At 65.2% G+C, this 25,085-nt stretch carries 25 protein-coding genes and 1 other RNA gene; 8 read left to right on the forward strand and 18 right to left on the reverse strand.

Annotated features, from left to right (window positions below; genetic code table 11):
- The first annotated feature begins 16 nt into the window (after positions 1 to 16).
- Positions 17 to 157 (forward strand): VOC family protein, encoded by a 141-nt coding sequence (locus ASE49_RS17695; protein ID WP_200921992.1) that lies wholly within the window; start codon positions 17 to 19, stop codon positions 155 to 157.
- Here the strand turns inward: ASE49_RS17695 and ASE49_RS07305 are convergent.
- The 8 genes from ASE49_RS07305 to hrpB all read right to left on the reverse strand — a co-directional run bounded on the left by ASE49_RS07305 (position 154) and on the right by hrpB (position 9,958).
- Positions 154 to 858, reverse strand: a complete 705-nt coding sequence (locus ASE49_RS07305; RefSeq protein ID WP_156370235.1) for an alpha/beta hydrolase — start codon at positions 856 to 858, stop codon at positions 154 to 156. The genes ASE49_RS17695 and ASE49_RS07305 overlap by 4 nt on opposite strands.
- A gap of 71 nt (positions 859 to 929) precedes the next feature.
- A complete protein-coding gene (locus ASE49_RS07310) occupies positions 930 to 1,955 on the reverse strand; it encodes an aspartate-semialdehyde dehydrogenase (protein ID WP_056769897.1) in 1,026 nt (341 codons plus the stop codon).
- A 130-nt stretch (positions 1,956 to 2,085) separates the two neighbouring features.
- Positions 2,086 to 4,485 (reverse strand): endopeptidase La, encoded by a 2,400-nt coding sequence (gene lon / locus ASE49_RS07315; protein ID WP_056769899.1) that lies wholly within the window; start codon positions 4,483 to 4,485, stop codon positions 2,086 to 2,088.
- 171 nt (positions 4,486 to 4,656) lie between these two features.
- Entirely contained in the window at positions 4,657 to 4,992 is a 336-nt protein-coding gene (locus tag ASE49_RS07320; protein WP_056769902.1) for a YbaB/EbfC family nucleoid-associated protein, read from the reverse strand.
- A gap of 1 nt (position 4,993) precedes the next feature.
- Positions 4,994 to 6,883, reverse strand: a complete 1,890-nt coding sequence (locus ASE49_RS07325; RefSeq protein WP_056769905.1) for a DNA polymerase III subunit gamma/tau — start codon at positions 6,881 to 6,883, stop codon at positions 4,994 to 4,996.
- A 107-nt stretch (positions 6,884 to 6,990) separates the two neighbouring features.
- An RNA gene (gene ffs / locus ASE49_RS17700) (signal recognition particle sRNA small type) lies at positions 6,991 to 7,085 on the reverse strand.
- A gap of 83 nt (positions 7,086 to 7,168) precedes the next feature.
- On the reverse strand, positions 7,169 to 7,447 hold the full coding sequence (locus ASE49_RS07330; RefSeq protein WP_056770928.1) for an ETC complex I subunit: 279 nt from the start codon (positions 7,445 to 7,447) through the stop codon (positions 7,169 to 7,171).
- A 57-nt stretch (positions 7,448 to 7,504) separates the two neighbouring features.
- A complete protein-coding gene (gene hrpB, locus ASE49_RS07335) occupies positions 7,505 to 9,958 on the reverse strand; it encodes an ATP-dependent helicase HrpB (RefSeq protein WP_056769908.1) in 2,454 nt (817 codons plus the stop codon).
- Between the two features lie 179 nt (positions 9,959 to 10,137).
- On the opposite strand from hrpB, the gene ASE49_RS07340 reads away from it, so the two are divergent.
- The gene (locus ASE49_RS07340; protein ID WP_056769910.1) at positions 10,138 to 12,066 is read left to right on the forward strand and encodes a putative bifunctional diguanylate cyclase/phosphodiesterase; all 1,929 of its coding nucleotides are present in this window, start codon (positions 10,138 to 10,140) and stop codon (positions 12,064 to 12,066) included.
- 9 nt (positions 12,067 to 12,075) lie between these two features.
- On the opposite strand, the gene ASE49_RS07345 is transcribed toward ASE49_RS07340, so the two are convergent.
- Complete coding sequence (locus tag ASE49_RS07345) at positions 12,076 to 12,837, reverse strand: hypothetical protein (protein WP_082456353.1); 762 nt, start codon at positions 12,835 to 12,837, stop codon at positions 12,076 to 12,078.
- Between the two features lie 113 nt (positions 12,838 to 12,950).
- Positions 12,951 to 13,967: a polyprenyl synthetase family protein gene (locus ASE49_RS07350; protein ID WP_056769913.1), complete on the reverse strand. Its 1,017-nt coding sequence runs from the start codon at positions 13,965 to 13,967 to the stop codon at positions 12,951 to 12,953.
- 108 nt (positions 13,968 to 14,075) lie between these two features.
- Here ASE49_RS07350 and ASE49_RS07355 point away from each other — a divergent pair, with 108 nt between their 5' ends.
- The gene (locus ASE49_RS07355) at positions 14,076 to 14,378 is read left to right on the forward strand and encodes a chorismate mutase (RefSeq protein ID WP_056770937.1); all 303 of its coding nucleotides are present in this window, start codon (positions 14,076 to 14,078) and stop codon (positions 14,376 to 14,378) included.
- Between the two features lie 33 nt (positions 14,379 to 14,411).
- Here the strand turns inward: ASE49_RS07355 and ASE49_RS07360 are convergent, their stop codons facing one another.
- From ASE49_RS07360 to ASE49_RS07375, 4 genes are all read right to left on the reverse strand, one after another.
- Positions 14,412 to 14,615, reverse strand: a complete 204-nt coding sequence (locus ASE49_RS07360; RefSeq protein ID WP_056769915.1) for a hypothetical protein — start codon at positions 14,613 to 14,615, stop codon at positions 14,412 to 14,414.
- An 85-nt stretch (positions 14,616 to 14,700) separates the two neighbouring features.
- A complete protein-coding gene (locus tag ASE49_RS07365) occupies positions 14,701 to 16,032 on the reverse strand; it encodes a sensor histidine kinase (protein WP_235522912.1) in 1,332 nt (443 codons plus the stop codon).
- A 67-nt stretch (positions 16,033 to 16,099) separates the two neighbouring features.
- The gene (locus ASE49_RS07370; RefSeq protein WP_056769916.1) at positions 16,100 to 16,777 is read right to left on the reverse strand and encodes a response regulator transcription factor; all 678 of its coding nucleotides are present in this window, start codon (positions 16,775 to 16,777) and stop codon (positions 16,100 to 16,102) included.
- A 113-nt stretch (positions 16,778 to 16,890) separates the two neighbouring features.
- Entirely contained in the window at positions 16,891 to 17,205 is a 315-nt protein-coding gene (locus tag ASE49_RS07375; RefSeq protein WP_056770942.1) for a PepSY domain-containing protein, read from the reverse strand.
- Positions 17,206 to 17,359: 154 nt separating this feature from the next.
- On the opposite strand from ASE49_RS07375, the gene ASE49_RS07380 reads away from it, so the two are divergent.
- Complete coding sequence (locus tag ASE49_RS07380) at positions 17,360 to 19,153, forward strand: ABC-F family ATP-binding cassette domain-containing protein (RefSeq protein WP_056769917.1); 1,794 nt, start codon at positions 17,360 to 17,362, stop codon at positions 19,151 to 19,153.
- Positions 19,154 to 19,160: 7 nt separating this feature from the next.
- Here ASE49_RS07380 and ASE49_RS07385 read toward each other — a convergent pair whose 3' ends face one another.
- Positions 19,161 to 19,517 (reverse strand): TM2 domain-containing protein, encoded by a 357-nt coding sequence (locus ASE49_RS07385; protein ID WP_235522874.1) that lies wholly within the window; start codon positions 19,515 to 19,517, stop codon positions 19,161 to 19,163.
- Between the two features lie 111 nt (positions 19,518 to 19,628).
- Between ASE49_RS07385 and ASE49_RS07390 the strand changes: the two genes are divergently transcribed.
- The 3 genes from ASE49_RS07390 to ASE49_RS07400 all read left to right on the forward strand — a co-directional run bounded on the left by ASE49_RS07390 (position 19,629) and on the right by ASE49_RS07400 (position 21,902).
- Positions 19,629 to 20,201: a helix-turn-helix domain-containing protein gene (locus tag ASE49_RS07390; RefSeq protein WP_056769920.1), complete on the forward strand. Its 573-nt coding sequence runs from the start codon at positions 19,629 to 19,631 to the stop codon at positions 20,199 to 20,201.
- 8 nt (positions 20,202 to 20,209) lie between these two features.
- Positions 20,210 to 21,436, forward strand: coding sequence for a glycosyltransferase (locus ASE49_RS07395; RefSeq protein ID WP_056769923.1), 1,227 nt, complete (start codon positions 20,210 to 20,212; stop codon positions 21,434 to 21,436).
- A 106-nt stretch (positions 21,437 to 21,542) separates the two neighbouring features.
- Complete coding sequence (locus ASE49_RS07400; RefSeq protein WP_056769926.1) at positions 21,543 to 21,902, forward strand: putative quinol monooxygenase; 360 nt, start codon at positions 21,543 to 21,545, stop codon at positions 21,900 to 21,902.
- 10 nt (positions 21,903 to 21,912) lie between these two features.
- Here ASE49_RS07400 and ASE49_RS07405 read toward each other — a convergent pair whose 3' ends face one another.
- The 3 genes from ASE49_RS07405 to ASE49_RS07415 are packed head-to-tail and all read right to left on the reverse strand — an operon-like array spanning position 21,913 to position 24,205.
- Positions 21,913 to 22,326 (reverse strand): nuclear transport factor 2 family protein, encoded by a 414-nt coding sequence (locus ASE49_RS07405; RefSeq protein WP_056769929.1) that lies wholly within the window; start codon positions 22,324 to 22,326, stop codon positions 21,913 to 21,915.
- A complete protein-coding gene (locus ASE49_RS07410; RefSeq protein ID WP_056769932.1) occupies positions 22,323 to 23,645 on the reverse strand; it encodes an aromatic ring-hydroxylating oxygenase subunit alpha in 1,323 nt (440 codons plus the stop codon). The genes ASE49_RS07405 and ASE49_RS07410 overlap by 4 nt, the downstream gene beginning before the upstream one ends.
- Positions 23,642 to 24,205 carry a nuclear transport factor 2 family protein gene (locus tag ASE49_RS07415; RefSeq protein WP_056769935.1) on the reverse strand — a complete coding sequence of 188 codons (564 nt, stop codon included), beginning with the start codon at positions 24,203 to 24,205 and terminating at the stop codon, positions 23,642 to 23,644. The genes ASE49_RS07410 and ASE49_RS07415 overlap by 4 nt, the downstream gene beginning before the upstream one ends.
- A gap of 207 nt (positions 24,206 to 24,412) precedes the next feature.
- On the opposite strand from ASE49_RS07415, the gene ASE49_RS07420 reads away from it, so the two are divergent.
- Positions 24,413 to 25,084: a TetR/AcrR family transcriptional regulator gene (locus ASE49_RS07420; protein ID WP_056770947.1), complete on the forward strand. Its 672-nt coding sequence runs from the start codon at positions 24,413 to 24,415 to the stop codon at positions 25,082 to 25,084.
- Position 25,085: the final 1 nt, after the last annotated feature.

Here is a 25,085-nt window from a genome sequence, read left to right on the forward strand (position 1 = left end):
ACGCTGCGCGCGCGCTATGAAGACAGCCGTGATAGCGTGGCTGACGGCCAAGGGCGTGCCGATCCTGAAGCGTGATGACGGCGCTCCATACGGCAAGTTCGCATGGATACTGGACCCGGACGGCACCAGGATCGAACTCTGGGAACCAGAAGGCTAAACGGGCTCGTCCAGAAACGCGGCGATCGCCCGGCCCATGTCCTTGAAGGTGACGGACGACATGTGCGTGCCCGGCACCTCAACGTAGACCGCGTCGGGCAATGCCGCGGCAAGCTCCTGCGCCGAACCGTTGTCGCTGTCATCCGCGCCGCATACGCACAAGGTGCGCATCGTCACGCTTTCCAGCGCTTCGGGACCGGTATCGTCCACCGAGCCGAGCAGCAGGCGCGCCGCCACCCGGTCGATCTTCATCGATTTCATGAATGTCTGCGCCACGAACGCGGGATCACCACGCTCGATGGTGCCGAACCTGTCGATCGCATCCACGAAGTGCGCGCTACGCCTCGCCCAGCCGGACAGGCCAGACAAACCCAACCCGCCCAGCACCAGGCGATCCGGCGCTAGGCCGGCCAGCACCCCGCGAACCGCGGTGCGCGAACCCAGCGAAAACCCGCCAAGATCATACCGGGTCAGCCCCAGCGCGCCGATCACCGCCTTGAGATCGCGCACCAGCACGTCAGCGGGGTACGCGGCGGGATCGTGGGGCGCATCGCTTTGCCCGTGCGCGCGAAGGTCCGGCATGAATACCGCGAACCCGGCATCGGCCAGAATGCGCGCGTTGCCGAACTTGATCCAGTTCACCTGCGCGCTGGAGAACAATCCATGGAGCAGCACCAGTGGCCGCCCGCCAGCATCACCCATGCTGTGCAGCGCCAGCTTAGCACCGCCGAACCCCTCGATAAACCGGGTGCTGATGTCGTCCACCGCGCGCCTCAGCCCTTCTTGAGGTGCCGGCGGCCCAGCAGTTCGGCGATCTGCACGGCGTTGAGCGCCGCACCCTTGCGCAGGTTGTCGGACACACACCACAGCGCCAGCCCGTGTTCGACCGTAGGATCCTCGCGCACACGGCTGATGTACGTGGCGCCATCGCCCACCGCTTCCACCGGGGTCACGTAACCCCCGTCCTCACGCTTGTCGACGAGCATGATGCCCGGTGCTTCGCGCAGGATATCCTGCGCTTCTTCCGCGCCGATCTCGTTCTCGAACTCGATGTTCAGCGATTCCGAATGGCCCACGAACACCGGCACCCGCACGCATGTGGCCTGCACCTTGATCTTGGGATCCAGAATCTTCTTGGTCTCCACCACCATCTTCCACTCTTCCTTGGTGGACCCGTCGTCAAGGAACTCGTCGATGTGGGGGATCACGTTGAAAGCGATCTGCTTGGTGAACTTGGTAGGCGCCACCGAATCGCCGACAAAAATGGCGCGGCTCTGCTCGAACAGTTCGTCCATGCCGTCCTTGCCCGCGCCCGATACCGACTGGTACGTGGACACGACGACGCGCTTGATCCGCGCCTTATCATGCAAAGGCTTGAGCGCGACGACCATCTGCGCGGTCGAGCAGTTGGGATTGGCGATGATGTTGCGCGCGGTGTAGCCGGCGATCGCCTCCGGGTTCACCTCGGGCACCACCAGCGGCACGTCCGGGTCCATGCGGTAGAGCGACGAATTGTCGATAACCACGCACCCTTGCGATGCGGCGCGCGGAGCATGCACCTTGGTGGCGGCAGAACCTGCTGCAAACAGCGCGATATCCCACCCGGTAAAGTCGAAATGCTCCAGGTTCTTTACCTTGAGCATGCGCCCGGTATCGCCATACTCCACCCCTATCCCGGTGGAGCGAGAGGATGCCACGGCGGCGATTTCGTCAGCCGGAAATTCCCGCTCCGCCAGAATGTTGAGCATTTCGCGCCCGACATTTCCCGTCGCGCCGACAACGGCAACCCGGTAACCCATGGCTTTGTCCTTCCAGCAGCGCCGATGCGAGCGCGCGTATGATGATTGGGGCCGGGTACAGGCTCCGGCCACACACGGCAAGCCACCGCGCCGGACGCCAAGTCCGGATCGCGGTGGCTGCGCCGATTATTTAATGGGCAGTGGCGCCGCTGGCCCCGGTATGGGGCGGGGGCGCGGCGGCCAGCTCGTCTGCCTCGGTCCACTCGATCGCCGTCAACGGCTCGGTGAGCGCACGGGCCAGCACCTCGTCCACGTGGGCGACCGGGATGATTTCCAGCCCCTGCTTCACGTTTTCGGGAATTTCCGCCAGATCCTTGCGGTTTTCCTCGGGGATCAGCACCGTGGTGATGCCGCCACGCAGCGCCGCCAGCAGCTTTTCCTTCAAGCCGCCGATCGGCAGGACGCGCCCACGCAAGGTGACTTCGCCGGTCATGGCAATGTCCTTGCGCACCGCAGCCCCGGTCAGCGTCGATACGATCGAGGTGACCATGCCCACACCGGCCGAAGGGCCATCCTTGGGCACCGCGCCTTCGGGCATGTGGACGTGGATGTCCTTCTTGTTGAACACGCTGGGCTTGATGCCATAGGCGGGCGAGCGGGCGCGCACGAAGCTGAAGGCGGTCTGGATGGATTCGTTCATCACATCGCCCAGCTTGCCGGTAGCCTTGATCTGGCCCTTGCCCGGCACTGTCACCGCCTCGATGGTCAGCAGTTCACCGCCCACTTCGGTCCAGGCAAGGCCCGTAACTGCGCCGACCTGATGCTCTTCCTCGCCGATACCGTGGCGGAACTTGCGTACGCCGGCGTATTCGGCAAGGTTTTCCGCGCTGATCGTGACCGCGGTCGCCTTGCCTTCCAGAATCTGGCGCAGGGACTTGCGGGCCAGCCGTGCGATTTCGCGCTCCAGCGTGCGCACGCCGGCTTCGCGGGTGTAATAGCGGATCAGGTCGCGCAGGCCCTCCTGCAGCAAGGTGAACTCACCCGGCTTGAGGCCGTGCGCGGCAACCTGCTTGGCCACCAGGTGCCGCTCGGCGATCTCGACCTTCTCGTCCTCGGTGTAACCTTCCAGCCGGATGATTTCCATGCGGTCCAGCAGCGGCTGCGGCAGGTTCAGGCTGTTGGCGGTGCACACGAACATCACGTCCGACAAGTCCACGTCGAGTTCGAGGTAATGATCCTGGAACTTGGCGTTCTGCTCCGGGTCCAGCACCTCAAGCAGGGCGGACGCCGGATCGCCCCGGAAATCCTGGCCCAGCTTGTCGATCTCGTCGAGCAGGAACAGCGGGTTAGACTTGCCGGCCTTGCGCAAGTTGGTAACGATCTTGCCCGGCAGCGAGCCAATGTACGTGCGGCGGTGGCCACGAATTTCGGCCTCGTCGCGCACGCCGCCCAGCGACTGGCGGATGAACTCGCGCCCGGTGGCCTTGGCGATCGACTTGCCCAGCGACGTCTTGCCCACGCCGGGCGGGCCGACGAGGCACAGAATCGGGCCCTTGAGCTTGTTGGTGCGCGCCTGCACGGCTAGGTACTCGATGATACGGTCCTTGACCTTGTCGAGCGCATAATGGTCAGCGTCGAGCACCTCTTGTGCGGCGGAAATATCGCGCTTGAGCTTGCTTTTCTTGCCCCACGGCAGGCCCAGCAGCACATCCAGGTAATTGCGGATGACCGTGGCTTCCGCGCTCATCGGCTGCATCGACTTGAGCTTTTTCAACTCGCCGATCGCCTTTTCGCGCGCTTCCTTGGACAGGCGGGTCTTTTCGATGCGGTCGGCCAGTTCCTGAAGCTCATTCGCTTCTTCGCCATCGCCACCGCCCAACTCGGACTGGATCGCCTTGAGCTGTTCGTTGAGGTAATATTCGCGCTGCGTCTTTTCCATCTGCCGCTTCACGCGGCCACGGATCTTGCGCTCCACCTGCAGTACGCCGAGTTCGCCTTCCATGAAGGAGAACACCATCTCCAGCCGCTTGAGCGGATCGGCTTCGGACAGCACTGCCTGCTTGTCTGACACCTTGGCGGACAGCTGCGCGGCGATCGTGTCCGCCAGCTTTGCGGCATCCTCGATGTCGCTCATCTGCTCGCCGGCGTCCTGGCTCAACTTCTTATTGAGCTTGGCGTATTCGTTGAACTGATCGACGACCGAGCGCATCATCGCTGCAACTTCGGTCCCTTCCGCTTCGACCGCCTCGACCGGCTCGACGCCGGCAACCAGCATTTCGCCTTCTTCCGTCTTTTCCGAACGCAGCGTGGTCAATACGGCGCGGTCCTGCCCTTCGACCAGCACGCGCACCGTACCGTCCGGCAGCTTGAGCAGTTGCAGAACGGTGGCGACCACGCCGGTATCGTACAGATCGTCGCGATCAGGATCGTCACAGCCGGGGTCCAGCTGGGCGAGCAGGAAAATGTCCTTGTCGCCGGCCATGGCTGCTTCGAGCGCGGCCACCGACTTTTCGCGGCCCACGAACAGCGGCACGACCATGCCGGGAAAAACAACGATATCACGCAGCGGCAGTAAAGGCAGCAGGTTCACTTGGCAGTATCCATTTCATCGCGCACGGGGAACTGCCTGCGGCCTCCCCCGGCCATCACGCAGGATATGGGGTGTTCCCGCCGCCTTGCAATCTTTTGCCCGCGAAAGCTTGTGGGAAGCGCCATCAGAGCCGTTTGCAGCCAATTCCCGCAGCTATCCGGCGCCATGCTTTCAAAACGGCAGCTTGAAGCCGGGCGGCAAGCCCATGCCCTGCTGGGCCTTGGCCAGTTCCGCGTTCGCCACCGAGTCCGCCTTCACGCGCGCGTCGTTATATGCCGCGGCGATCAGGTCTTCCAGGATCGGCTTTTCGCTCGCCTGCATCAGGCTGTCGTCGATCGCGACGCCGATCACGCGGCCCTTGGCCGAACAGCGGATCTTCACCAGACCGCCGCCGGAAAGCCCTTCGACCTCCATCTGGTCAAGCTTGCCCTGCGCCTCGGTCATCTGCTTCTGGATGGTTTCGGCGGCCTGCTGGGCGGCCTTGATCATCTCTTCCATCGATTGCATGTCAACGTCTCCAATTGCGCTGGCCACCGCCGATCGCGGCGGGGCGCTCGTCCTGAATAAGTTCGGCGGCCGGGAAAGCCGCCAATGTCGCTTCCACCAGCGGTGCCGTGCGCAGCGCCTGTGCATCGGCAGCCTTGCGCCGTTCGGCAACCTCCACCAGCGTCGGCGCGCCATCAGCCTGCACGCGCTCCACCTGCCAGCGCTCGCCCGTGGCAGCCTGCAGTCCGGCGCGCACTACGCCGGCAATATCCTCGCTGAAACCGGGCGGCTGATTGTAGCGCAACAGGGCCGCCCCCAGTTCCACCACCCGCACCTGCATGCGCATGATGTTCGCTGCCACGGGCTGCTTGCCGGCATACTCCACATCGTCGACCAGCGCTTCCCAACGCGCGGCAGAGGCCTGCGGAGTATCCACGGGACTTGGCGGAGCATTGGCGCCCCGGTCTGCAGACGAGGCTGAGATGCCCGAAGGTGCGCGAGCCGCAAGGTCTTCCAGCTTGCGGACCAACGCACCGGGGTCGGGCATGTCCGCCGCGTGCAGCACCCGCAGCAGCGCCATCTGCGCGGCGACCAACGGGTCCGGCGCGGATTTCACCTCGTCATGGCCCTTGAGCAGCAGTTGCCACAGGCGATGCACCTGCCCTGCCCGCAAGGCCTTGGCCCAACCCTCGATAGCCTCGCGCTCCTCGGTGGAGTAGGCGTCGGCGGCATTGCCACTTACTTGCGCCACGGCGATGCGGTGCGTCAGGTCCATCAGCCCGCGCATCATAGCGATGGGCTCCACCCCCAGCGCGAACTGGTGCGCCACGATCTCCAGCAGCTCGCTCGCCCGGCCTTCGAGAATGGCGGCGACGAGGGTGCGCTGCACGCTCTTGTCCGAAAGCCCCAGCATGTCGCGCACCTTTTCGGCGCTGACCTGCCCGGCCCCGTCCAAATCGGCATGGGCGATCGCCTGGTCGAGGATCGACAGGCCGTCACGCACCGAGCCTTCGGCGGCGGCAGCCACCATCGCCAATGCCTCGCCCTCCGCCTCGACGCCTTCCTTCTCGCAGATCGCGGCGAAGTGGCTGGCGAGCATGGGGGCGGCAATGCGCCGCAGGTCGAAACGCTGGCACCGCGACAGGACCGTGACCGGCAGCTTGTCGACCTCAGTGGTGGCGAACAGGAACTTCACGTGCGCAGGTGGTTCCTCAAGTGTCTTGAGCAAGGCATTGAAAGCATTGCGAGACAGCATGTGAACTTCGTCGATGATGTAGATCTTGTAGCGCGCCGAAACGGCGGCATAGCGCACCGCCTCGATGATCTCGCGCACGTCGTCCACGCCGGTGTGGCTGGCCGCGTCCATCTCGATCACGTCGATGTGCCGGCCCTCCGCGATGGCCACGCACGGCTCGCACACGCCGCACGGATCGATGGTGGGGCTGCCCTGCCCGTCGGGACCGATGCAGTTGAGCGCCTTGGCGATCAGGCGCGCGGTGGACGTCTTGCCCACGCCGCGCACGCCGGTCATCAGGAAGGCATGGGCCAGCCGGTCACGCCGAATGGCATTAGCCAGCGTCTGGACCATCGCCTCCTGCCCGATCAGTTCGGCGAAGGTCTGCGGGCGATACTTGCGCGCCAGCACGCGGTAGGGTTGCGCGCTCGCCGGTTTTGCCGCCACAGGTGCGGCAGGAGACGACACGGCCGGCTGGGGCGCGGCTGGCTCGGGCGAGGTAAGCTCGGGCTTGGGGGCGGGCTCGGGCTTGGGTGCGGCTACCGGCGCGGGGGCCGGATCGCCGAACATCGATTGCTGTCCAGCCGCTTCCAGTTCGGCAGCGTCAGGCGCGTCATCGTCCCGATCATCGTGATCCCAGGGTGGCGTATCGCCGAACATGTCACGTGAATCGTCCATCGGCGCGCAAACTAGGGGCTTGGGCACACAATGTCAGGGGAAAAGCGCGCTCCTCCACAGCCTTCGCGCGGGCAGCACGGGAAAGCCGCAGTATTTCGCCGATGTGTGATGAAGGAGCCGGACGACCCGCCGCTATCCGTTGTGGCTGCTTCCTTCCGGACCTGACCAAGTTGGCGGACGCAAGCGCCCGTCCGACTCCCGGCGCGGCATATGGCGGGACATGAAACGGAATGCAAGCCCGTGAGAACCGCAAAACCCGGCATGCCGGATCAGGCCGCTTTCACCTTACCGGAAGTTGTCAGCGTAGGACTGGATCTTGAGACGGCGCGGCGGCGTGGCGTGCACTTCGGCTTCGATGCCGTTGCGCTGCGCATAGGCCTTCGCATCGTGCACCGTGGGAAAGCGCAGGACGACCTGCGTCTGCGTATCGCCCGAACCGGCCCAGCCCATCAGCGGATCTGGGGTCTTAGCCTCAGCCGGCGCGAACTCCAGGACCCACTGGTCGGACAGCGCCTTGCCGGACTGCATGGCATTCTTCGGGCGTTGATAGATGCGTGCGCTCATGGCCCAGCGCTTTGCCCCCGAATCCATCCAAAAATCAAGCGGCAATGCAGCGCGTGCTCACTTGCCGCGCGTCGCCTCGAAGGCGTTGCGGGTCTTCAGGCTGGGATCTTCGGTCCACGGCGTATCGGGCCAGCGATGGCGCGGATAGCGCCCTTTCATGTCGCGCTGCACATCGCGCCAGGACCCGCGCCAGAAACCAGGCAGGTCGCGCGTCGTCTGGATCGGGCGGCCCGGCGGCGATGTCAGCTTGAGCAGAAGTGGCTGGGGCGGCTGGCCGAACGTTGGGTGCACGTCGAGCCCGAACAGCGCCTGCACGCGCACCTCCACCGAAGGTCCGCCCTCATCCTCGTAATCAATCGGGTGCGTGGTGCCGGCAGGACTGCGGAAATCCGCCGGGGCCAGCCGGTCCAGCGCCTGCTGATCGTCCCACGACAAACGGTTTCGCAAAGCCTGCAAGACTGCACTGCCATCGAGCGCGTCGAGGCGGCGGGTCAGGTGCGGGCCCAGCCAGTCCTCCAGATCGGCCAGCAACGCGTCCTCCGAAAGCACTGCGATCCCGGCATAGCGTGTGCGGCGCAGCAGTGCGTACGCCGCTTTGCCCAGCGGCACCATCTCCAGCCCTTTGGCGCGGATGCGGGCAATCACGAAGTCGCGGATCGCCTTAGGATCGGGCGACGGATCGGGGCCGGACGCCAGCGTGATCGCACCCAGCCGCCGCTCAAGCCGGGCCTCGACGCGCGCCTCGTCCTCGTTCCAGCGCATCACCGTGCGCCGCTCCGCCCCGCTTGCCAGCCAAGCCTCGACCTCCGCTGGTTCGAGCGAGGCGCCGGCGAGGATCCGTGCGCCGCGCGCCTGCCCCTGCGCATCGCCGATCACCATCCATTCGCGCGAGGCAAGCGGCGATGTGGGGTCCAGCACGTAGCCCCTGCCCCCGGCGCTCAGCCACTGCTCACCGGACGCATCGCGCCGCCGGGCGAGCATATCGGGGCGGCCCAGCGCCAGCAGCACACCCACCGGCACGTCCCCTTCATCACGCGTGCACGCGACCATGGCCTGCGCGCGGCGAGCCCAGCCGGCGGCCAGCGTGCGCGAAGCCTGCGCGCGGGGCGAGCGGTCAGCATCCCAGCGTGCCAGCCGGTGCGCCAGATCATCGTGACGGCCCCCTAGCGCCCGCTCCTGCAACAACAGCGCCAGCCGGGCCGCCACCGGCGCGGCGCCCAGTTCGGCGGCCCGCAGGATCATCGCCGCCTGTGCCGGGTCCATCGGCAACGCGGCCACCTTACGCCCGAACGCCGTGATGCGTCCGGCGTTGTCCAGCGCACCCAGCGCCGCCAGGCTCTGGCCCGCGGTGTCCAGCGACGGGGTGGGCGGCGCATCGAGCCAGGCCATCGCTTGCGGATCGCCTGCGCCCCATTGTGCCAGCGTGAGGCACAGCGGCGCCAGGTCACTGGTAAGCATCTCCGGCGGGTCGAACTCCGGCCGACCGGCGTGGGCTGCCTCTTCCCATAAGCGATAGGCGACACCCGGCGCTTGCCGCGCAGCGCGCCCAGCCCGCTGCGCCGCTGACGCGCGGCTGGCCCGGCGGGTGACGAGACGGCTGACGCCCGCCGCTTTGTCGAACTCCGCCCGGCGTGCCAGGCCAGCATCCACCACCACCGACACCCCTTCCAGCGTCAGCGAGGTTTCGGCGATCGCGGTCGCCAGCACGATCCGCCGCCGCCCCTGCGGATCGCGGCGGATCGCAGCGCGCTGGGCTGCAGGTTCACACTGGCCGTGCAGCGGCAAGACCAGGGCTGCGGGCAATTTCTGCGCCAAGCTTTGTTGCACCCGCTCGATCTCGCGCACGCCCGGTAGAAACGCCAGCACGTCGCCGTCCTGCTCGCGCCATGCGGTCAGCAGCGCGGACACCATCGCGTCCTCGATCCGCCGGTCCGCCGCATGGCCCAGCCAGCGTATGTCCAGCGGCCAGGCCTTGCCGGCGCTTTCGATCACGGGCGTCCGGGCACCCAGCAGGTCCGCAAAGCGCGTGCCGTCGATCGTGGCGGACATCACCACGATGCGCAGATCCTCGCGCAGCACCGCGCGGCTTTCGATGGCCAGCGCCAGTCCAAGATCGCTGTCCAGATGCCGCTCGTGCGCCTCGTCGAACAGGATCGCCGAGACGCCATCCAGTTCGGGATCGTTCAGGATTTGCGATACGAAGATCGCTTCGGTCATCACCAGCACGCAGGTGCGGGCAGAGCGCTTGACGTCGAGGCGGGTGACATACCCGATCGTCTCACCGGCAGCTTCGCCGCGTTGCTCGGCCATCCGCTCCGCCGCCGCGCGCGCCGCCACGCGGCGGGGCGACAGCAGGATGACTTGGCCGTTGCACCACGGCTGATCCAGCAGCGCAGGCGCCAGCGCCGTTGTCTTGCCCGCACCGGGCGGGGCGATCAGCACTGCGCCGGTATTGGCCTGCAGCGCGCCAAGAAGATCGGGAAGGACGGAAAGGATCGGAAGCTCGCTCACACAGTCCGCCTTAGATCGCGTTGCCGCGCACGCAAAGTAGTCAAGCGCGGTACAATCTCTTACAATAAAATGCGTCAGGTTGAGTGAGATTGCGTAGCTGTGTCCACTCTTCCTAAAGACTTGGCACGTATTGAGCGACATTCGCTATCCTGCGAACCACACAAGTGCACCCACATAAAATGCATCGTGCCGGCCAACATCCCCTCGTAGTTGCGCAGTATCTGCGCCTGCGGCAGCACATCCCGCCGCTGTACGGCGTGCTGGCCATCAACGCTGCGGTGCTGGCTTTTACGCACCGCCATCTCGCGCCCACGCACTTGGTCGTCACCCTTCCCGCGGTACTGATCGCGTTGTGCTTCTATCGGTTGATGACCTGGCTGCGGCCAATGACCGATGCCGATTTCGACCCGGCATATGTGCGCCGCCGCCTGCGCCGGACGCTGTACCTGGCGGTGGTGCTGGCGGTGGGTTTCGTCACCTGGGCCATAGCGTTGGACCAGTACGGCGGTCCCTACCAGCACGGTCACGTCGCGGTGTTCATATCGGTGACAGTGCTGGGCTGCGTATTTTGCCTCAGCTTCCTGCCGATGGGCGCGGTTGCGGTATGCGTGACGGTGCTGGGAGCGTTCCTTGCCTATTCGCTGTATCTCGGCACCGAAACGCTGATCGCGATCGCGGCCAACATCGTGATGGTCGCCATCGTCATTCTAAAGGTCGTGCGCGATTCGTTCGCCTCGTTCGTCGAACTGGAAGCCTCCCAGCGCGAATTGCTGATCGAACGACGGCAGGCGCAGGTGCTGGGCGAAGAAAACGCCCGGCTCGCACAGACCGACGCGCTGACCGGCATGCCCAACCGCCGGTTCTTCTTCGCGACCTTGGAAGGCCTGATGCAGGACCGGGATGGAACGACCCGGTTTACCGTCGGGCTGATCGATCTGGACCGCTTCAAGCCGGTGAACGACACCCATGGCCACGCGCAAGGCGATCGCCTGCTGCAGGTGATCGGTTCACGGATCATGAACGCGTGCCCGGACAATGCGATCGTTGCGCGCCTTGGCGGGGACGAATTCGGCCTGATCGTCATGGATGACGTGCAGCAGGCAGAACACATCGCCAACGAGCTTTGCCGGGCCATCCGCCAGCCGGCGCGGATCAACGACGTGATGGTGTCAATCGGCTGTTCGGCGGGGCTTGCCGTCTATCCCGATACGGCGCGCACTGCCAACCTGCTGTTCGACCGCGCCGACTTTGCGCTGTACCACGCAAAGAACCGGCGCCGGGGCCAATGCGTCCTGTTCTCCGAGGAACTGGAGATCATTATCCGCACCGATCAGGCGCTGGACGCCGCACTGCAGGCTGCAGACCTTGCCGCCGAGCTTACCCTCTGCTTCCAGCCGATCGCGTCCACACACGACCTGCGACCGGTGGGCATGGAATGCCTGGCCCGCTGGCATTCGCCGCGCATCGGCGATGTTCCGCCCGAGATGCTGATTGCGGCGGCCGAGCGCGTGGGACGTTCGCGCGAAGTGACTGTGGCGCTGTTCGACCTGGCGCTGCAATCGCTGGCGCAGTTGCCCGATGCTCTGCGGGTATCTTTCAACCTGTCCGGCAATGATATCTGCGACCCCGCCACGATCGATGCGCTGCTGGAGCGCTTAGCCGTTTCGGGCCAGGATGCCCGGCGGATCCTGATCGAAATCACGGAAAGCTCGCTGATCCTGGAGTTCACAACGGCCAGCGCCGCCCTGCAGCGCCTGCGCGCCACTGGCATGCGCATTGCGCTGGACGACTTCGGTACCGGTTATTCCAGCCTGTCCTCACTGCACCAGCTACCGCTCGACATGGTGAAGATCGACCGCAGTTTCGCAGCCCGGCTGGACGAAGGCGCGGGACGGCGGCTGATCACCGCGATCCGTCATCTGGCGCGTTCGCTGTCTTTGGAATGCGTGATCGAGGGGATCGAAACCGAAAGCCAGTTGGTCAGCGCGCGATTGGCGGGCTTCTCGCTCGCGCAGGGGTATTTCATCGCCCGGCCCATGCCGCTGGAGGATCTGCTGGCCAGACTGGCCCAACCCGGCGGGTTTGTACCCTTCAGCGCGGCAGGGTGACCTGCGACATCAGCCGTCGCCGTGTTGGCCATAGGTTATACGAATGCGCACCCACTCACCAATCTGCTGCTTGCCGTTGATGCGCACCGGCATCACCTGGAACTGCCACGCGGCGTTCAAAACCGCACGCCCGAAGCCCGATCCACGTGGCGATTCGCCAAGGATCTGGCAGTTTTCCACCCGGTAATGCGGCTGGGTCTGGCAGGCGATCATGCCCCAGCCGCTGGGCGGGGCATGGGCGGGCAGATAACCGCCCAACTGCGCGTCGGTAGGCTCCTTGTACCATGCCGCATTATACAGCACCGCGCCGCCCGGCCCCTCACCCGGTCCATACGTCGCGCCGCTGCTGCCGCCCCCCGGCGCCGCATCGCCGCTGCCGGAACTCTTCATACCGCCAATGTCGGCAGCGGCCATGTCCGAGCGAGACAGCAAGGTGAACGCCGGTTTTTCGGGCGTCTTCACCGGCTTGGTGACAGGTGTGACCGGGGTATCCGCCTGCACTTCCTGCCGGGGCGGCTGGTCCTTCTCTTTGGTCTTGGCCTGTTGGCTCTTTTCGGGAGTCTTCGCGCCGCTGTCGGCATCGTCGCCCTTCATGTCGAAGGTGACCGGATTGCGGGCTCTTTCCTTGAGCGCCGGAGCAACCGCCGTCTGATAGATCGCGATCAGCAGGGCGATCACGATTATCGCTGCCGAAAGCAGCGAGGAGATCAGGCGTTGGCGGGGCGATCCGGACTGGTATCCGGTGGCTACCCGATCTTCGGGGGACGGCATGGCGGGCCTCAATAAGCCACGCCGGGGCGCGCGGCAATCGCAGCTTTGTGCCAGACTGTCGCAGCCGTGTTACCGTTGAAAATCTGCCACATACGGCGCGGCAGCACTATGCTTCAGTAGCGGCGCGCGACGGCGAACGCGGCGGCTTCCGCCATCGCGTTCCGCGCTTCGCCGGCGGGAAAGCCCGCAATCGCGTCGATCGCACGCTGCGCGTAATGGCGCGCGCGTTCCCGCGTGGCCTCCACGCAGCCGTGGCGATTGATCAGTTCGACCGCATGGGCAAGGTCTTCGTCCTCGGTGCGGAAACCGGCGATAGCGTCTTCCCAGAACTTGCGCTCCTGCGCATCACCGCGCGCATAAGCCAAGATCACCGGCAGGGTCATCTTGCCTTCCCGGAAATCGTCGCCCTTGTCCTTGCCCGATTCGCTGCTTTCCGAATCGTAGTCGATGGCATCGTCCACCAACTGGAACGCAATTCCCAGATTGCGACCGAATGCATCGAGCGCCAGTTCCTCCGCCTCGCTCTTTTCGGCGAGGATGGCCGAAATCCGGGTGGCAGCGGCAAACAGCGCCGCCGTTTTCGATCCGATGATCTGGAGGTAATGCTCCTCGCTCGTTTCGACCCGGCGCTGCGCGGTCAACTGGTCAACCTCGCCCTCGGCGATGATGGAACTGGCCTTCGAGAACACCTTGAGAATCTTGAGGCTGCCGTCCTCCACCATCAGCTCGAAAGCCTTGGTGAACAGGAAGTCCCCGACCAGCACGGTGGCGGGATTACCGAACACGATGTTGGCTGCAGCCTTGCCCCGGCGCATGTCCGAACCATCGACGACATCGTCATGCAACAGGGTGGCTGTGTGGAGGAACTCCACCGCAGCGGCCAGCGTGTGGTGACGGCTACCGTGGTATCCGCAAAGCTGCGCCGCGGCCACCATCAGCATCGGGCGCATGCGTTTGCCGCCGCCGGAAATCAGGTGCCCTGCGAGCGCCGGAATCAGCGGAATCTCGCTTTGCATGCGATCCAGGATTACGGCGTTGACGCTGTTCATGCCGGCTGCGGTAAGCGCCAGCATGGGAGCGAGGGAGGGCTGCTGCCTGCGCATCTGCAGGGGGACGACATCTGCACTCATCACGGCGGGCTTTGGGCGCAAGCTGCGTGCAACGCAAGCGCAAAGGCCACCACCCGGTGCATCAACCCGACTGGAAGAACGGGCCACCGCGTGCTAGCGGGCGGCGCCATGACCCAGGAAACCTCATCCGCCGCCGATCCGGTCCTCGCAGGCTTTCGCGCCAGCATCGACAACATCGACGCTGCCCTCATCCACATGCTGGCAGAGCGTTTCAGGATCACCAAGGCGGTGGGGGAATACAAGGCGACGACCAACCTGCCCGCGTCCGATCCCGGCCGCGAAGAACGGCAGATCACGCGCCTGCGCGCGCTGGCGCAGGACGCCAACCTCGACCCCGATTTTGGTGAAAAGTTCATCCGCTTCGTGATCGACGAAGTGATCCGCCATCACGAGCGCGCCAAGAACGGGTGAGCGATGGGGCGCGCAGCGGCGCCCCATCCAGCTTCAATCCTGAACGAAGTCCTGAAGGCGGCCCATCAGCGTCTGGATGCGCGTGGCAGCCTCGGTGAAAGTCTTCACGTCTTCGCGGTTGTTGTTGCCGCGCGCTTCCTTGGCCGATTCCAGATAGCCTTCGAGATCGACTTCGAGCGCGTCGACCAGCATCTCGATCTCGTCGGACGTGAGGGGAACGTTAATGGTGTCACTCATGAAATGCTCCGGATACTGTCTGGCGCGCAAATGGCCATGATGGGTCAAAACGGCAACCGGCCCGTGCCGGTTACCCACCGATGTGTCACGAAATACCGTCCTGCCAGTCGGCACGCGGCAGCTTGAGCTTCACCAGCAGACCGCCCAGGTCCTCGCTTTCGTCAAGCTCGACCGCGCCGCCATAGATTTCCACGACATCGCGCACGATCGCCAGGCCAAGCCCGGTGCCTGGCTTGCCGGTGTCCAGCCGCGCGCCGCGATCGAAGATGCGGATGCGCTCCTCCTCAGGGATGCCCATGCCGTCGTCCTCGATCCAGATCTCGCACAACCGAGCGTCTCGCACCGCGTCCACGGTCACGAACACGCTGCCGCCGCCATATTTGGCTGCGTTCTCGATCAGGTTGCCCAGCATCTCCTCAAGGTCCTGCTTTTCCATGGCCACGGCCACATCGCGGTTGCCGTCCAGGTCGAAGCGGGTGTGCTCATACAACCGCTCGACCGCACGCAGCACCGCCTCCAGGCTGGCCCATACTTCAGCGCGGGACTGGCCGACAGCGCGCCGGCCCACCGCCCGCGCGCGCGCCAAGTGGTGATCGACCTGGCGGCGCATCACCGCAGCCTCCCGGATAACGGTATCGGCAAGGTCGGGCGCCTGCGCGGTGGCGGCGTTCATCACCACCGTCAGCGGGGTTTTCAACGCGTGGGCGAGGTTGCCGGCATGGGTGCGCGCTTCCTCGGCCTGCCGCTCGGTATGCGCCAGCAGCGCATTGAGTTCATCCACCAGCGGGGCGACCTCATTGGGCAGCGGTTCGGTAACGCGGCTGGCGCTGGTGGTGCGCAGCTTCTGGATGGCGCGGCGCACATGGCGCAGCGGAAACAGGCCATACCAGGTCTGCATCCCGGCCATCAGCAGCAGCCCGAAGCCCAGCGCCACGAAGCTGTACACCAGGATCGAGCGGATCATCTTGATCTGGTCGTTCAGATCCTTGCGGCTGGCGGCGACGGTGAACATCCAGCGCGCCTTGCTGCCGGGCAGGATGATCGAGCGCTCCATGACCCGCAGCGGCTCACCCGCGAACTGGTCGCTGTCGTAAACGTGCGTGGTGGCATCGAAATGGTCCACCGGAACATCGAGGCTGCGGTCCCACAGCGAGCGGGAGGGATAATCCTCGTGCCCCTTGGCTCGGATCTGCCAGTACAGGCCGGAATTGGGCTCCAGAAAGCGCTGGTCGGCCATCGGGCGGATAAAGAACACCTCGCCGTCCGGACCCACTTCCACCGAGCCCAGCATGCCGGTCAGCATGTATTCCAGTTGCTCGTCGAAATTGCGTGTCACAATGCCGGTGACAGTGTGATCGAGCCCAAGCCCGCCGGCGAGCAACAGGAACGAGATCCAGCCCGCCGCGATCAGCATCATGCGCCGCGCCAGCGAGCCGGTAGTCCCGGCCCGGCGCGGGGGCGCTACCGCGTTTGCGGGTTCGGCCTCAGCCGCGGCCGGGTTCGGCGGGATCGTCGAGGCTGTAGCCAAGGCCACGGATCGTCGTGATGACATCGGCGCCCAGCTTCTTGCGGATGCGCGTGACGAAGACCTCGATCGTATTGGAATCGCGGTCAAAATCCTGATCGTAGATATGCTCGATCAGCTCGGTGCGGCTGACCACCTTGCCCTTATGGTGCATGAGGTAGGACAACAGCTTGTATTCCTGCGCGGTCAGCTTCACCGGCTCGCCTGACAGCGTGACCCGGCCCGAACGCGTGTCCAGCCGGACCCCGCCCGCAGTCAGTTCGCTGGAGGTGTTGCCCGAAGCACGGCGGATCAGCGCGCGCAGGCGGGCGATCAGCTCCTCGGTCTGGAAAGGCTTGGCCAAGTAATCGTCTGCCCCGGCATCAAGCCCGGCCACCTTGTCGGACCAGCTGTCGCGCGCGGTCAGCACCAGCACCGGGAACGTGCGCCCCTCGCGACGCCACATGCCCAGCACGGTGAGCCCGTCGATCTCGGGAAGGCCGAGATCGAGGATCACCGCGTCGTAGTCTTCGGTAGAGCCAAGAAAATGCCCGTCCTCACCATCGGTGGACAGATCCACAGCATAGCCGTTCTGTTCCAGCGTGGTTTTGAGCTGGTTGCCCAGGGTCGGCTCATCCTCGACGATCAGGATGCGCAATTTTCGGTCCTCCGTACATCAACCAGCGTCAGATGGGGCGAAACCCCCGCAGGGTCAAGCGACGGCGCTACGCGTGGTTCCCACGGGACGGACCAACCGGCTCGCCGACCCACTCAGCGCGACTGGCCGATGATCCGCCCGGTGCGAGCATCGACGTCCACGAAGTAGAGCTTGCTATTGCGGATGAACTTCAGCCGGTAAGCCATTGCCGGAGGGTCATATTCCGGGCCCAGATACTGCATGCCAGACATGCGCGGCAGGATCTCCCGCTCGATCTCGCGGATCGACAGCACGGTGCCGGCGCGCCTCTCACGCCGCACCTCGCCCTGCTCCCCCTGGGAATCTGCACGGACCGGAACGCTCGCAAGAAGAGCGGAAGCCGCGGCAAGCGCGGCAAGGGGGGCAAGGGGGGCAAGCAAACGTGTCATCACAAGCGGGGTGCCTAGTTCCAAGGCTTTGAACAAGCCCTGAATATTGCCGCGCGCAAGGTCGTGCGCAGGCGTGACGCAAAGGGCACGGTATTGCCATGCGGTGCAACCCCGCGCTTGCCCTTCCCCCTTCCGCACCTGTAGGGCGCGGCGCATGGCAACTGCACCGATACTAAGCTGGGAGGGCCTTGGCCTGATCCAGGGCTCCGGCTGGCTCTTCAAGGATCTGGACATAAACGTTGGCCCGCGTGACCGGCTGGCTCTGATCGGTCGCAACGGCGCGGGCAAGACCACGCTGCTCAAGCTGATCGCCGGCCAGGTGGATGCGGACAAGGGTACGCGCTCGGTTCAGCCCGGCACGCGGGTAATCACGCTGGAGCAGGACCCGTTCTTCACTGGCTTCGACACGTTGCTGGATTTCGCCATCCACGGCGATGACGCACCCCCGCGTCATGAAGTGGAGGCCATCGCCGACCAGCTGGGCATCGACCTGTCGCGCGAAGCGGCCAGCGCCAGCGGCGGTGAACGCCGCCGTGCCGCTTTGTGCCGTGCGCTCGCGTCCGAGCCCGACCTGCTGCTGCTGGACGAGCCGACCAATCACCTTGACCTTGCCGCGATCGACTGGCTGGAATCCTGGCTCCAGCGATACAACGGTGCGTTCGTGGTCATCAGCCACGACCGCACCTTCCTGACCCGGCTGACCAACGCCACGTTGTGGCTCGATCGCGGCGGCCTGCGCCGCAAGGATATCGGCTTTGGCGGCTACGAGGCGTGGGAAAACGAAGTCTACGCCGAGGAAGAGCGCGCCGCGCACAAGCTGGATGCCAAGCTGAAGATCGAGGCGCACTGGCTGGAACGCGGCGTCACCGCGCGGCGCAAGCGCAACCAGGGCCGGCTTGCCAAGCTGTGGGAAATGCGCGCCCAACGGGCCTCGATGATGGGGCCGCAAGGTACGGCCAAGCTGGCGGTCGTGGCAGACGACAGCAAGACCAAGTCGGTGATCGTGGCCGAACACGTTACCAAGCGCTTCGGCGAGGGTGACGCGCGGCGCACCGTGATCAAGGACTTCAACCTGCGAATCCAGCGCGGCGACCGGATCGGGCTGGTCGGCGCGAACGGCTCGGGCAAGACTACCCTCCTCAAGATACTGACTGGCGAATTGCAGCACGACGAGGGGCGCATCGTGCTTGCCAATACTCTGCACGCCACGGTGATCGACCAGCAGCGCAGCCGCATGAGCCCGGAACTGCGCATCCGCGACGTGCTGGCCGAAGGCGGCGACTGGATCGACGTGCGCGGCATCCGCAAGCATATCCAGGGCTATCTCAAGGACTTCCTGTTCGATCCGGGTCTGGTCGAAGCCAAAGTGGGCACGCTATCGGGCGGTGAGCGTTCGCGTCTGCTGTTTGCGCGCGAATTTGCCCGCACCTCCAACCTGCTGGTGCTGGACGAGCCGACCAACGACCTCGATCTGGAGACGCTCGATCTGCTGCAGGAGGTGATTTCCGATTATGACGGCACAGTGCTGATCGTCAGCCACGATCGTGACTTTCTCGATCGCACGGTGAACGTCACGCTGGGGCTTGATGGGTCGGGCCATATCGACGTGATCGCCGGCGGCTATGCCGACTGGGAAGCCAAGCGGCGCGAACGCACCGTGGGCGCGGCCAAGAAAGCGAAGGCGGAGGCGCAGGCCCCGGCGCAAATGCCGGTCCGCAAGGTCAAGCTGTCGTACAAGGACCAGCGCGACTACGAACTGCTGCCCAAGCGCATCGAGGAACTGGAAGCGGCGATCATCCGCGATGAGGCGGCGATGTCCGACCCGGCCCTTTACACCCGCGATCCGGCAAAATTCGCAGCCCTGACGGCCGCCGTCGGCAAGGCCCGCGCTGACAAGGACGCTGCCGAGGAACGCTGGCTCGAACTGGCCGAGCAGGTGGAGGGCTGAGCCCCCTTCAGTCGAACGCGAAACGGTCCGCCAGTTCCATGTTCCGGTCCCGCGCCATGCCCGGGATCAGGAACAGGTCGATCAGCACCCAGATGCCCAGCGGTATCCAGGCCAGGAACAGGGTGACCCAGCCGGCGACCCATAGCCCCAGTTGCACCGCGCCGCCCAGTTTCGACCCCAGGTAGAACCGGTGCGCCCCAAAGCCGCCGAAGAACAGGCACAGCAGATACGCGACGCCGGCCGACTTGCGGTTGGCATCGTACATCATCTGTGCCCGCGCGCTTGCCAGCGCCGCCCGTTCGTCCACCATCGTGTCTTCCCCCTTGATCTGACTTTGCATCATGCCGGGATTTGCACGGGACACCAGACGTTTCGCGCAGCCCCCCGCCTTGACGCCGTTGCCGCGTTACGCACTTGCAATAAGCGGGTATCTATACGAAAGCCCGGAACGCCGGATCGGTTGGAAGGGGCCCGTATGATCAATCGTATCCGCGACATCCGCCTGCAAAAGGGCCTGACGCTGGCCGACGTTGCCGCCGCCTGCACCCCGCCCACTACGGCCCAGACCATCGGCCGCCTCGAAACCGGCATGCGCAACCTTTCGCTGGTGTGGATGAACCGCATCGCCGCCGCGCTGCAGGTGGAGCCCGAAACCCTGTTGCGCAGCGACAATGCGGAGCCTGCGCGCCTGATCGCGTCCCTGGGCAGCAAAGGCCCTGAAGCCCTGCGCAAGCCGATCGACGCCGTGCTGCCCAGCGACTTGTCCGCCGACGCGCCCTGGCTTGTGCTGGCGGTGGACGCATCGCAGGGCGAATACCGCGAAGGCGATCAGGTGTGGCTGCGTCAGCATGGGCCCGAACAGGCTGGCGCGTTGATAGACCGCGACGTGCTGGCCCCCCTGCCCGCTGGCCGCTTCGCATTCGGACGGCTGATCACAAGCGAGGACGGCGCGGTCACCCTGCTGCCGCCTGCCAGCGGGCGCGAACGTGTGACGGTGGCAGCGCCGGCCTGGCTCGCGGTTGCCGAAACCCTGGTTCGCAAGCTGTAATTGCGGTGATGCGCGTCCTTTCGATCGCCACGCTGTTTCCCAATCCGGTGCGCCCATCGTTCGGGGTGTTTGTCGGCAACCAGATGCGCGCGATCGTTGCATCCGGCCAGGTAGACTTGACGATCGTCAGCCCGCTTGGCATCCCCGTCTGGCCACTGTCTTTGCGAGAGCCGTACGCGAAGTTGAATGCTATCCCGCAAATGGCGCAAGTTGCGGGGCTGCAGGTCCATTATCCCCGCTTCACGACCTTTCCCAAAGTGGGCGGCGATACCAACCCGGGGCGCATCGCCAAGGCGGTGCTGCCGCTGGTGCGCAAGCTCCACGCGCAAAAACCGTTCGACCTTGTGGACGCGCAGTTCTTCTTTCCCGACGGGCCCGCCGCCGCAATCATCGCGCGCGAACTGGGCCTGCCGCTGACGATCAAATCGCGCGGGGCGGACATCCACTTTTGGGGCCAGCGTCCCCTGGCGCTCAAGCAGATGCTGGCGGCAGCGCACCAGGCCGCCGGGCTGCTGGCGGTAAGCCAGGCCCTGCGCGAAGACATGATTGCGCTGGGGATGCCGGCGGATCGCATCGCGGTGCACTACACCGGGCTGGACCGGGAGAAGTTTCACCCGATCAATCGCGGCGCGGCGCGTGCGCTGGTCTCGGCGATGCCGAACCTGCAGATCTGGCCGGAAGGCCCGCTGCTGGTGACGCCGGGCGCCTTGATCGCACGCAAGGGCCAGGCGCTGGTGATAGAGGCGCTGGCGCATCTGCCCCCCGATACCCGCCTGGCGCTGGCCGGTGCCGGCGAGGACGAGGGACGGCTCAGGGGGCTGGCGAGGCGGCTGGGACTGGCGGACCGGGTGCAGTTCCTGGGGCTGATCGACCATGAACTGCTGCCGCACGTGCTGTGCGCGGCGGATGTGCTGGTGCTGCCTTCCGCCAGCGAGGGTCTGGCGAACGTGTGGGTTGAGGGGCTGGCGTGCGGCACCCCCATCGTCATCCCGGACATCGGCGGCGCGCGCGAGATCGTCAGCGACGAGAGCGCCGGGCGCATCGCCGCCCGCACCCCCGAGGCGATCGCGTCCGCGGTGCGCGACATCCTGGCCGCGCCGCCCGCCCAGACCGACGTTGCCGAACATGTCAGCCGCTTCAGCTGGGGCATGAACGCACAGAACCTGATCCACTTCTGGGAAGACGTGATGACGCGCCACGCCCGTCCCGAGGCATCGGTGGACACCGCCGCCTGATCGTCCGCCGGGCGGCTTGCGCACCCTACCTGTGCTAAGTGCCAGCGGCGCGCATTGCCCGCCGCCTCTAGCTTCCCCGTCAAGATCACAACGGGAGAAACGGATCATGCGCATCGTGGTGGCCGGATGGCTGCGCTACGCAGGTGACATGCAGACCTGCAACGAGATCATCCTTGGCGCGCGCGAGCACATCCTCGCCAGTCGGGCCGAAACAGGCTGCGCCGCCTACACCTGGGCGGTCGATCCGCTTGAACCCGGCGTGATCCAGGTGTTCGAGGAGTGGGACAGCGAAGTAGACCTGCTGCGCCACTTCCAAGATCCGTCCTACGCCGCCATGCGCGATCATCTGGGGCAATGGGAAATCACCGGCTTTGGCGTTCAGCTCTATTCGGCAGCCGGCATCGAGCCGGTTTATGACGAAAACGGTGTGGCCCGCCGCGAAATCTTCGGCGTCAGTCTGGCGTAAGGCTGACCGGTCAGCTTTCCAGCGGCAGCAGGAAATCTGTGGTGTAGCGCGTCGCTTTCCAGCCTTCGGGGGCGCGCGCTACATCGAAATAGTAGCGCCCGTGGATCGTAACGCCCCCGCCCGCCTTGTACCGCGCCATGCCGGTTATGTAAGCGCGAACGGACGCGGTATCGCCGGTGTATGCCGTCACCGCAAAGTTCGAAAGGTAATGGCCCTGCGCGGAAATCGCCGCAAAGGCCTCCGCGAAGAAGGCCCGGATCGCGTCATGCCCTTTTAGCGCGGGATATCCCACGCCGGACAAGTCGAACACGGCATCGGGCGTGAACACGGCGCAGATGCCGTCTGCGTCGAAACTATCCACTGCATGCGCGTAGCCGACCAGTAGGCCTTCCAGCGCGATCCGGTCTTCCGGCGGGCAGATCACGGCGCGCCCTTCACGTAATCATCCAGCAGTTCATGGAAACGCTGGATGCGCTTTTCCTGTCCGGGCAGGATGCAGCCCTTGAACCCGCGCGAATTGAGGCCCTGCTGCTGGCTGGTGCCGATCGACAAGTCCTGATCCGCCACGTAGCCCACCGATACCCCGTCGCCGTAGACGCAGTGATACGCCACCGCATCGTGCTCCAGCGGCGCCATGCCCAGCGGCGTGAACACCTCCTTCATGCCCTCTACCGGCGGATAGAGGCACCAGTGCTGGAATATGCACTTTTCCGGATCTGTGGGGTGCGGCTCGGTGCGCAGCACCTGCAACTGTTCCGGGCTCATCGTCAGGGTGAGATTGGGAAACAGCGTGCAGTGGAAGTAATCGACCAGTTGCTGATCGGTCATGTTTTCATAATTGGTGTAGCCACGGTCCGGTCCCAGCTTGCGCTTGGCCGCAATGATTGCCTCGCGCAGATCGCCGGTGCGACCGTTGAAATCATCGGGATCGATGCCCCAGGCCCGCGCCGCTTCGCCCAGAGGCGCTGGCACTTCGCTGGTGTGGTAATCGACGCGGGTGGTGGCCTGATGGCCCTTCATCCACATCGAGTTGTGACCCGAGGGGTACATCTCGAACAGCGTATCGGGCAGACCGTCGTTGATGAATGTCGCCAGTTCCGGGTGGATGGTGGGCAGGTGGTAGCTCTCGTTGAAATTGTCGCGGATGATCTTCCAGTTGAATTCGCAGTCCGCAGAGACGTTCAGCACCCGCACCCAGTTATCTATGCCATAGCCTGCCAGACGTTCCGGGAACGGGGCCAACCATTCGTGCAGCGGCGCCACGTCGTCGTCCATGCACCAGAACACGAACGGCCCCCAGGTATCGCACCGCAGTTCCGACAAGTGGACTTTGCCACACGGGCTGCCGCCGGCGAAATCTTCGGGATCCTGCACTTTGGCCAGCGTCCCGTCGAGGTCGAAGGTCCAGTTGTGATAGCCGCACACGATGCGCGGCACGCTGGTCAGGTCGCCCAGGACCAGGCGATTGCCCCGGTGCGGGCAGGAATTGTAGAACGCCTTGATCGTCCCATCCTCCTGCCGGACCATGATGACCGATTCCTTGGCGAAGTTGTGGCGCACAATATCACCGGGCTCCTCCAGTTCGGCCAGCAAGCCACCAAGATGCCAGACCTTGGGCCATAGATTCTTCATCTCGCCGTCCATCCACGCCTTGGAGATGTAGCGGTCGGCGGTGATCGGATCGCCGCGCACCGGCGGATCGAATTCCTGCGAATAGCGCGAAACCGGGGTTTGAAAGTTCATGCGCAAATTCCTGTGCTGAGGTGTTGCTGCTGCTCGCTGGGGTCCAGCCCGCGACGGGCGCCACGCGGCGCCTGCGGATTGGCTGCGAAAAAGTCGCGATTGCCGGGATCCTGCTTGACCCAGTCGGTCACCAGAACGCGGTTGGTAATCCGCCATTGGCCATCGCGGCGGGCATACTGGTCCAGATACCGGCCGGAAATGAACAGGTCGGTTACCCCGCCGCCCTCGGCCGGGGCACAGTGCCAGGCCTGGAAATACAGCTCGCCACGGGCGCTATCGCCGGAAATTGTGATGCGTGACTGGCCGAGCATGTGATGGCTGGCCTCCATCGTGGCGAGGAAATCGAGCGCGAAGGCGACGAAGGTATCGGCGGAGCCTTTCATCACCCCGCAATCCACAAACGCATCGTCGTGAAACGCACTGCGCGTGAGGTCCGCGTCCAGCCGGTCAAGTCCGCGCATGTAGCGGGCGGCCACATCGGCGATGTCACGCCGGGCAGCTAGATCGCGCACTTCGGCCGCCAGGTCGAAGTGGTCGGTATCGGCGGCAGTCACCGCCATGCGACGGACTGACGGTATGCGCGAATGCTGGGCATGGCCTTCTCGTCTCCTGTCCCGACCCGGCCCGCTATGGCTGCGTGCCTCGATCTTGGCCGGCATATAAACCGACTCTGCTGCCGGTTTTATGCTACGACCTGCCCATCCCGCTCACCTGCCTATAAGACTAGGTTCGGGCTGGCGGCGCGGTGCGCCTAAAAGGAGGGCATGATGACCGCCCAGATGCTTCAGGATCGCGTGCTCGGCGCGCTACTGCCTGCGGACAGGCCAGCGGCGGACGCCAGCTGGCAACAACGCAAGAGCGCCCTCATGCGTGACAGGTTGATTGCCGCTGCCGTCGAGTGCCTGGCGGTCGATGGCTATGCAGGCCTGACGACCGCCGCCGTAGCCACCGCCTGCGATGTTTCGCGCGGGGCGATGCATCACCACTTCGCGACGCGGATGGAACTGGTCGGCGCTGTGGTGGACCATGTGGTCTACCACCGCATGCGCGCATTCCTGGCGGATTACTTCAGCGCCGCTGCTGATCGCGGCGACCAGCCAATGATCGAACTGGCCTGCGAAGCGCACTGGCGTTCGGTGCAGACGCGCGATTATGCCGCGTGGCTGGCATTGGCGGTTGCCGCCCGCACCGATCCGCAGCTTGCCGCCGTGTTTCTACCCGCAGCGCGGCGATATGACGCGGTGTGGACCAGCGAGATGATCGAGGCCTTCCCGCAGTGGCGCGAAGACTGGGAGAACCTGAAGTTGGCGCATGACTTCGCCAGCGCCCTGCACATGGGCATGCTGCTGCACGAACCTGTTTTCGCCAACGACGCGCGGATGGACCGCCTGCAGAAATTCGCCGCCCACACAGTGCAACGGCTGAGCGAAACGCGCTGAG

This window comes from Novosphingobium sp. Leaf2 (assembly GCF_001421325.1).
Lineage (GTDB): Bacteria > Pseudomonadota > Alphaproteobacteria > Sphingomonadales > Sphingomonadaceae > Novosphingobium.

What these genes read in the sequence shown, in the direction of transcription:
- ASE49_RS07400 (WP_056769926.1), top strand. Translation starts at nt 21,543, where the DNA reads ATGCGCATCGTGGTGGCCGGATGGCTGCGCTACGCAGGTGACATGCAG.
- ASE49_RS07325 (WP_056769905.1), bottom strand. Translation starts at nt 6,883, where the DNA reads ATGGACGATTCACGTGACATGTTCGGCGATACGCCACCCTGGGATCAC.
- ASE49_RS07395 (WP_056769923.1), top strand. Translation starts at nt 20,210, where the DNA reads ATGCGCGTCCTTTCGATCGCCACGCTGTTTCCCAATCCGGTGCGCCCA.
- ASE49_RS07310 (WP_056769897.1), bottom strand. Translation starts at nt 1,955, where the DNA reads ATGGGTTACCGGGTTGCCGTTGTCGGCGCGACGGGAAATGTCGGGCGC.
- ASE49_RS07415 (WP_056769935.1), bottom strand. Translation starts at nt 24,205, where the DNA reads ATGGCGGTGACTGCCGCCGATACCGACCACTTCGACCTGGCGGCCGAA.
- ASE49_RS07330 (WP_056770928.1), bottom strand. Translation starts at nt 7,447, where the DNA reads ATGAGCGCACGCATCTATCAACGCCCGAAGAATGCCATGCAGTCCGGC.
- ASE49_RS07365 (WP_235522912.1), bottom strand. Translation starts at nt 16,032, where the DNA reads ATGATGCTGATCGCGGCGGGCTGGATCTCGTTCCTGTTGCTCGCCGGC.
- ASE49_RS07375 (WP_056770942.1), bottom strand. Translation starts at nt 17,205, where the DNA reads ATGACACGTTTGCTTGCCCCCCTTGCCCCCCTTGCCGCGCTTGCCGCG.
- ASE49_RS07380 (WP_056769917.1), top strand. Translation starts at nt 17,360, where the DNA reads ATGGCAACTGCACCGATACTAAGCTGGGAGGGCCTTGGCCTGATCCAG.
- ASE49_RS07360 (WP_056769915.1), bottom strand. Translation starts at nt 14,615, where the DNA reads ATGAGTGACACCATTAACGTTCCCCTCACGTCCGACGAGATCGAGATG.
- ASE49_RS07340 (WP_056769910.1), top strand. Translation starts at nt 10,138, where the DNA reads ATGCATCGTGCCGGCCAACATCCCCTCGTAGTTGCGCAGTATCTGCGC.
- ASE49_RS07345 (WP_082456353.1), bottom strand. Translation starts at nt 12,837, where the DNA reads ATGCCGTCCCCCGAAGATCGGGTAGCCACCGGATACCAGTCCGGATCG.
- ASE49_RS07410 (WP_056769932.1), bottom strand. Translation starts at nt 23,645, where the DNA reads ATGAACTTTCAAACCCCGGTTTCGCGCTATTCGCAGGAATTCGATCCG.
- ASE49_RS07320 (WP_056769902.1), bottom strand. Translation starts at nt 4,992, where the DNA reads ATGCAATCGATGGAAGAGATGATCAAGGCCGCCCAGCAGGCCGCCGAA.
- ASE49_RS07355 (WP_056770937.1), top strand. Translation starts at nt 14,076, where the DNA reads ATGACCCAGGAAACCTCATCCGCCGCCGATCCGGTCCTCGCAGGCTTT.
- ASE49_RS07305 (WP_156370235.1), bottom strand. Translation starts at nt 858, where the DNA reads ATGGGTGATGCTGGCGGGCGGCCACTGGTGCTGCTCCATGGATTGTTC.
- ASE49_RS17695 (WP_200921992.1), top strand. Translation starts at nt 17, where the DNA reads ATGAAGACAGCCGTGATAGCGTGGCTGACGGCCAAGGGCGTGCCGATC.
- ASE49_RS07390 (WP_056769920.1), top strand. Translation starts at nt 19,629, where the DNA reads ATGATCAATCGTATCCGCGACATCCGCCTGCAAAAGGGCCTGACGCTG.
- ASE49_RS07350 (WP_056769913.1), bottom strand. Translation starts at nt 13,967, where the DNA reads ATGAGTGCAGATGTCGTCCCCCTGCAGATGCGCAGGCAGCAGCCCTCC.
- ASE49_RS07420 (WP_056770947.1), top strand. Translation starts at nt 24,413, where the DNA reads ATGACCGCCCAGATGCTTCAGGATCGCGTGCTCGGCGCGCTACTGCCT.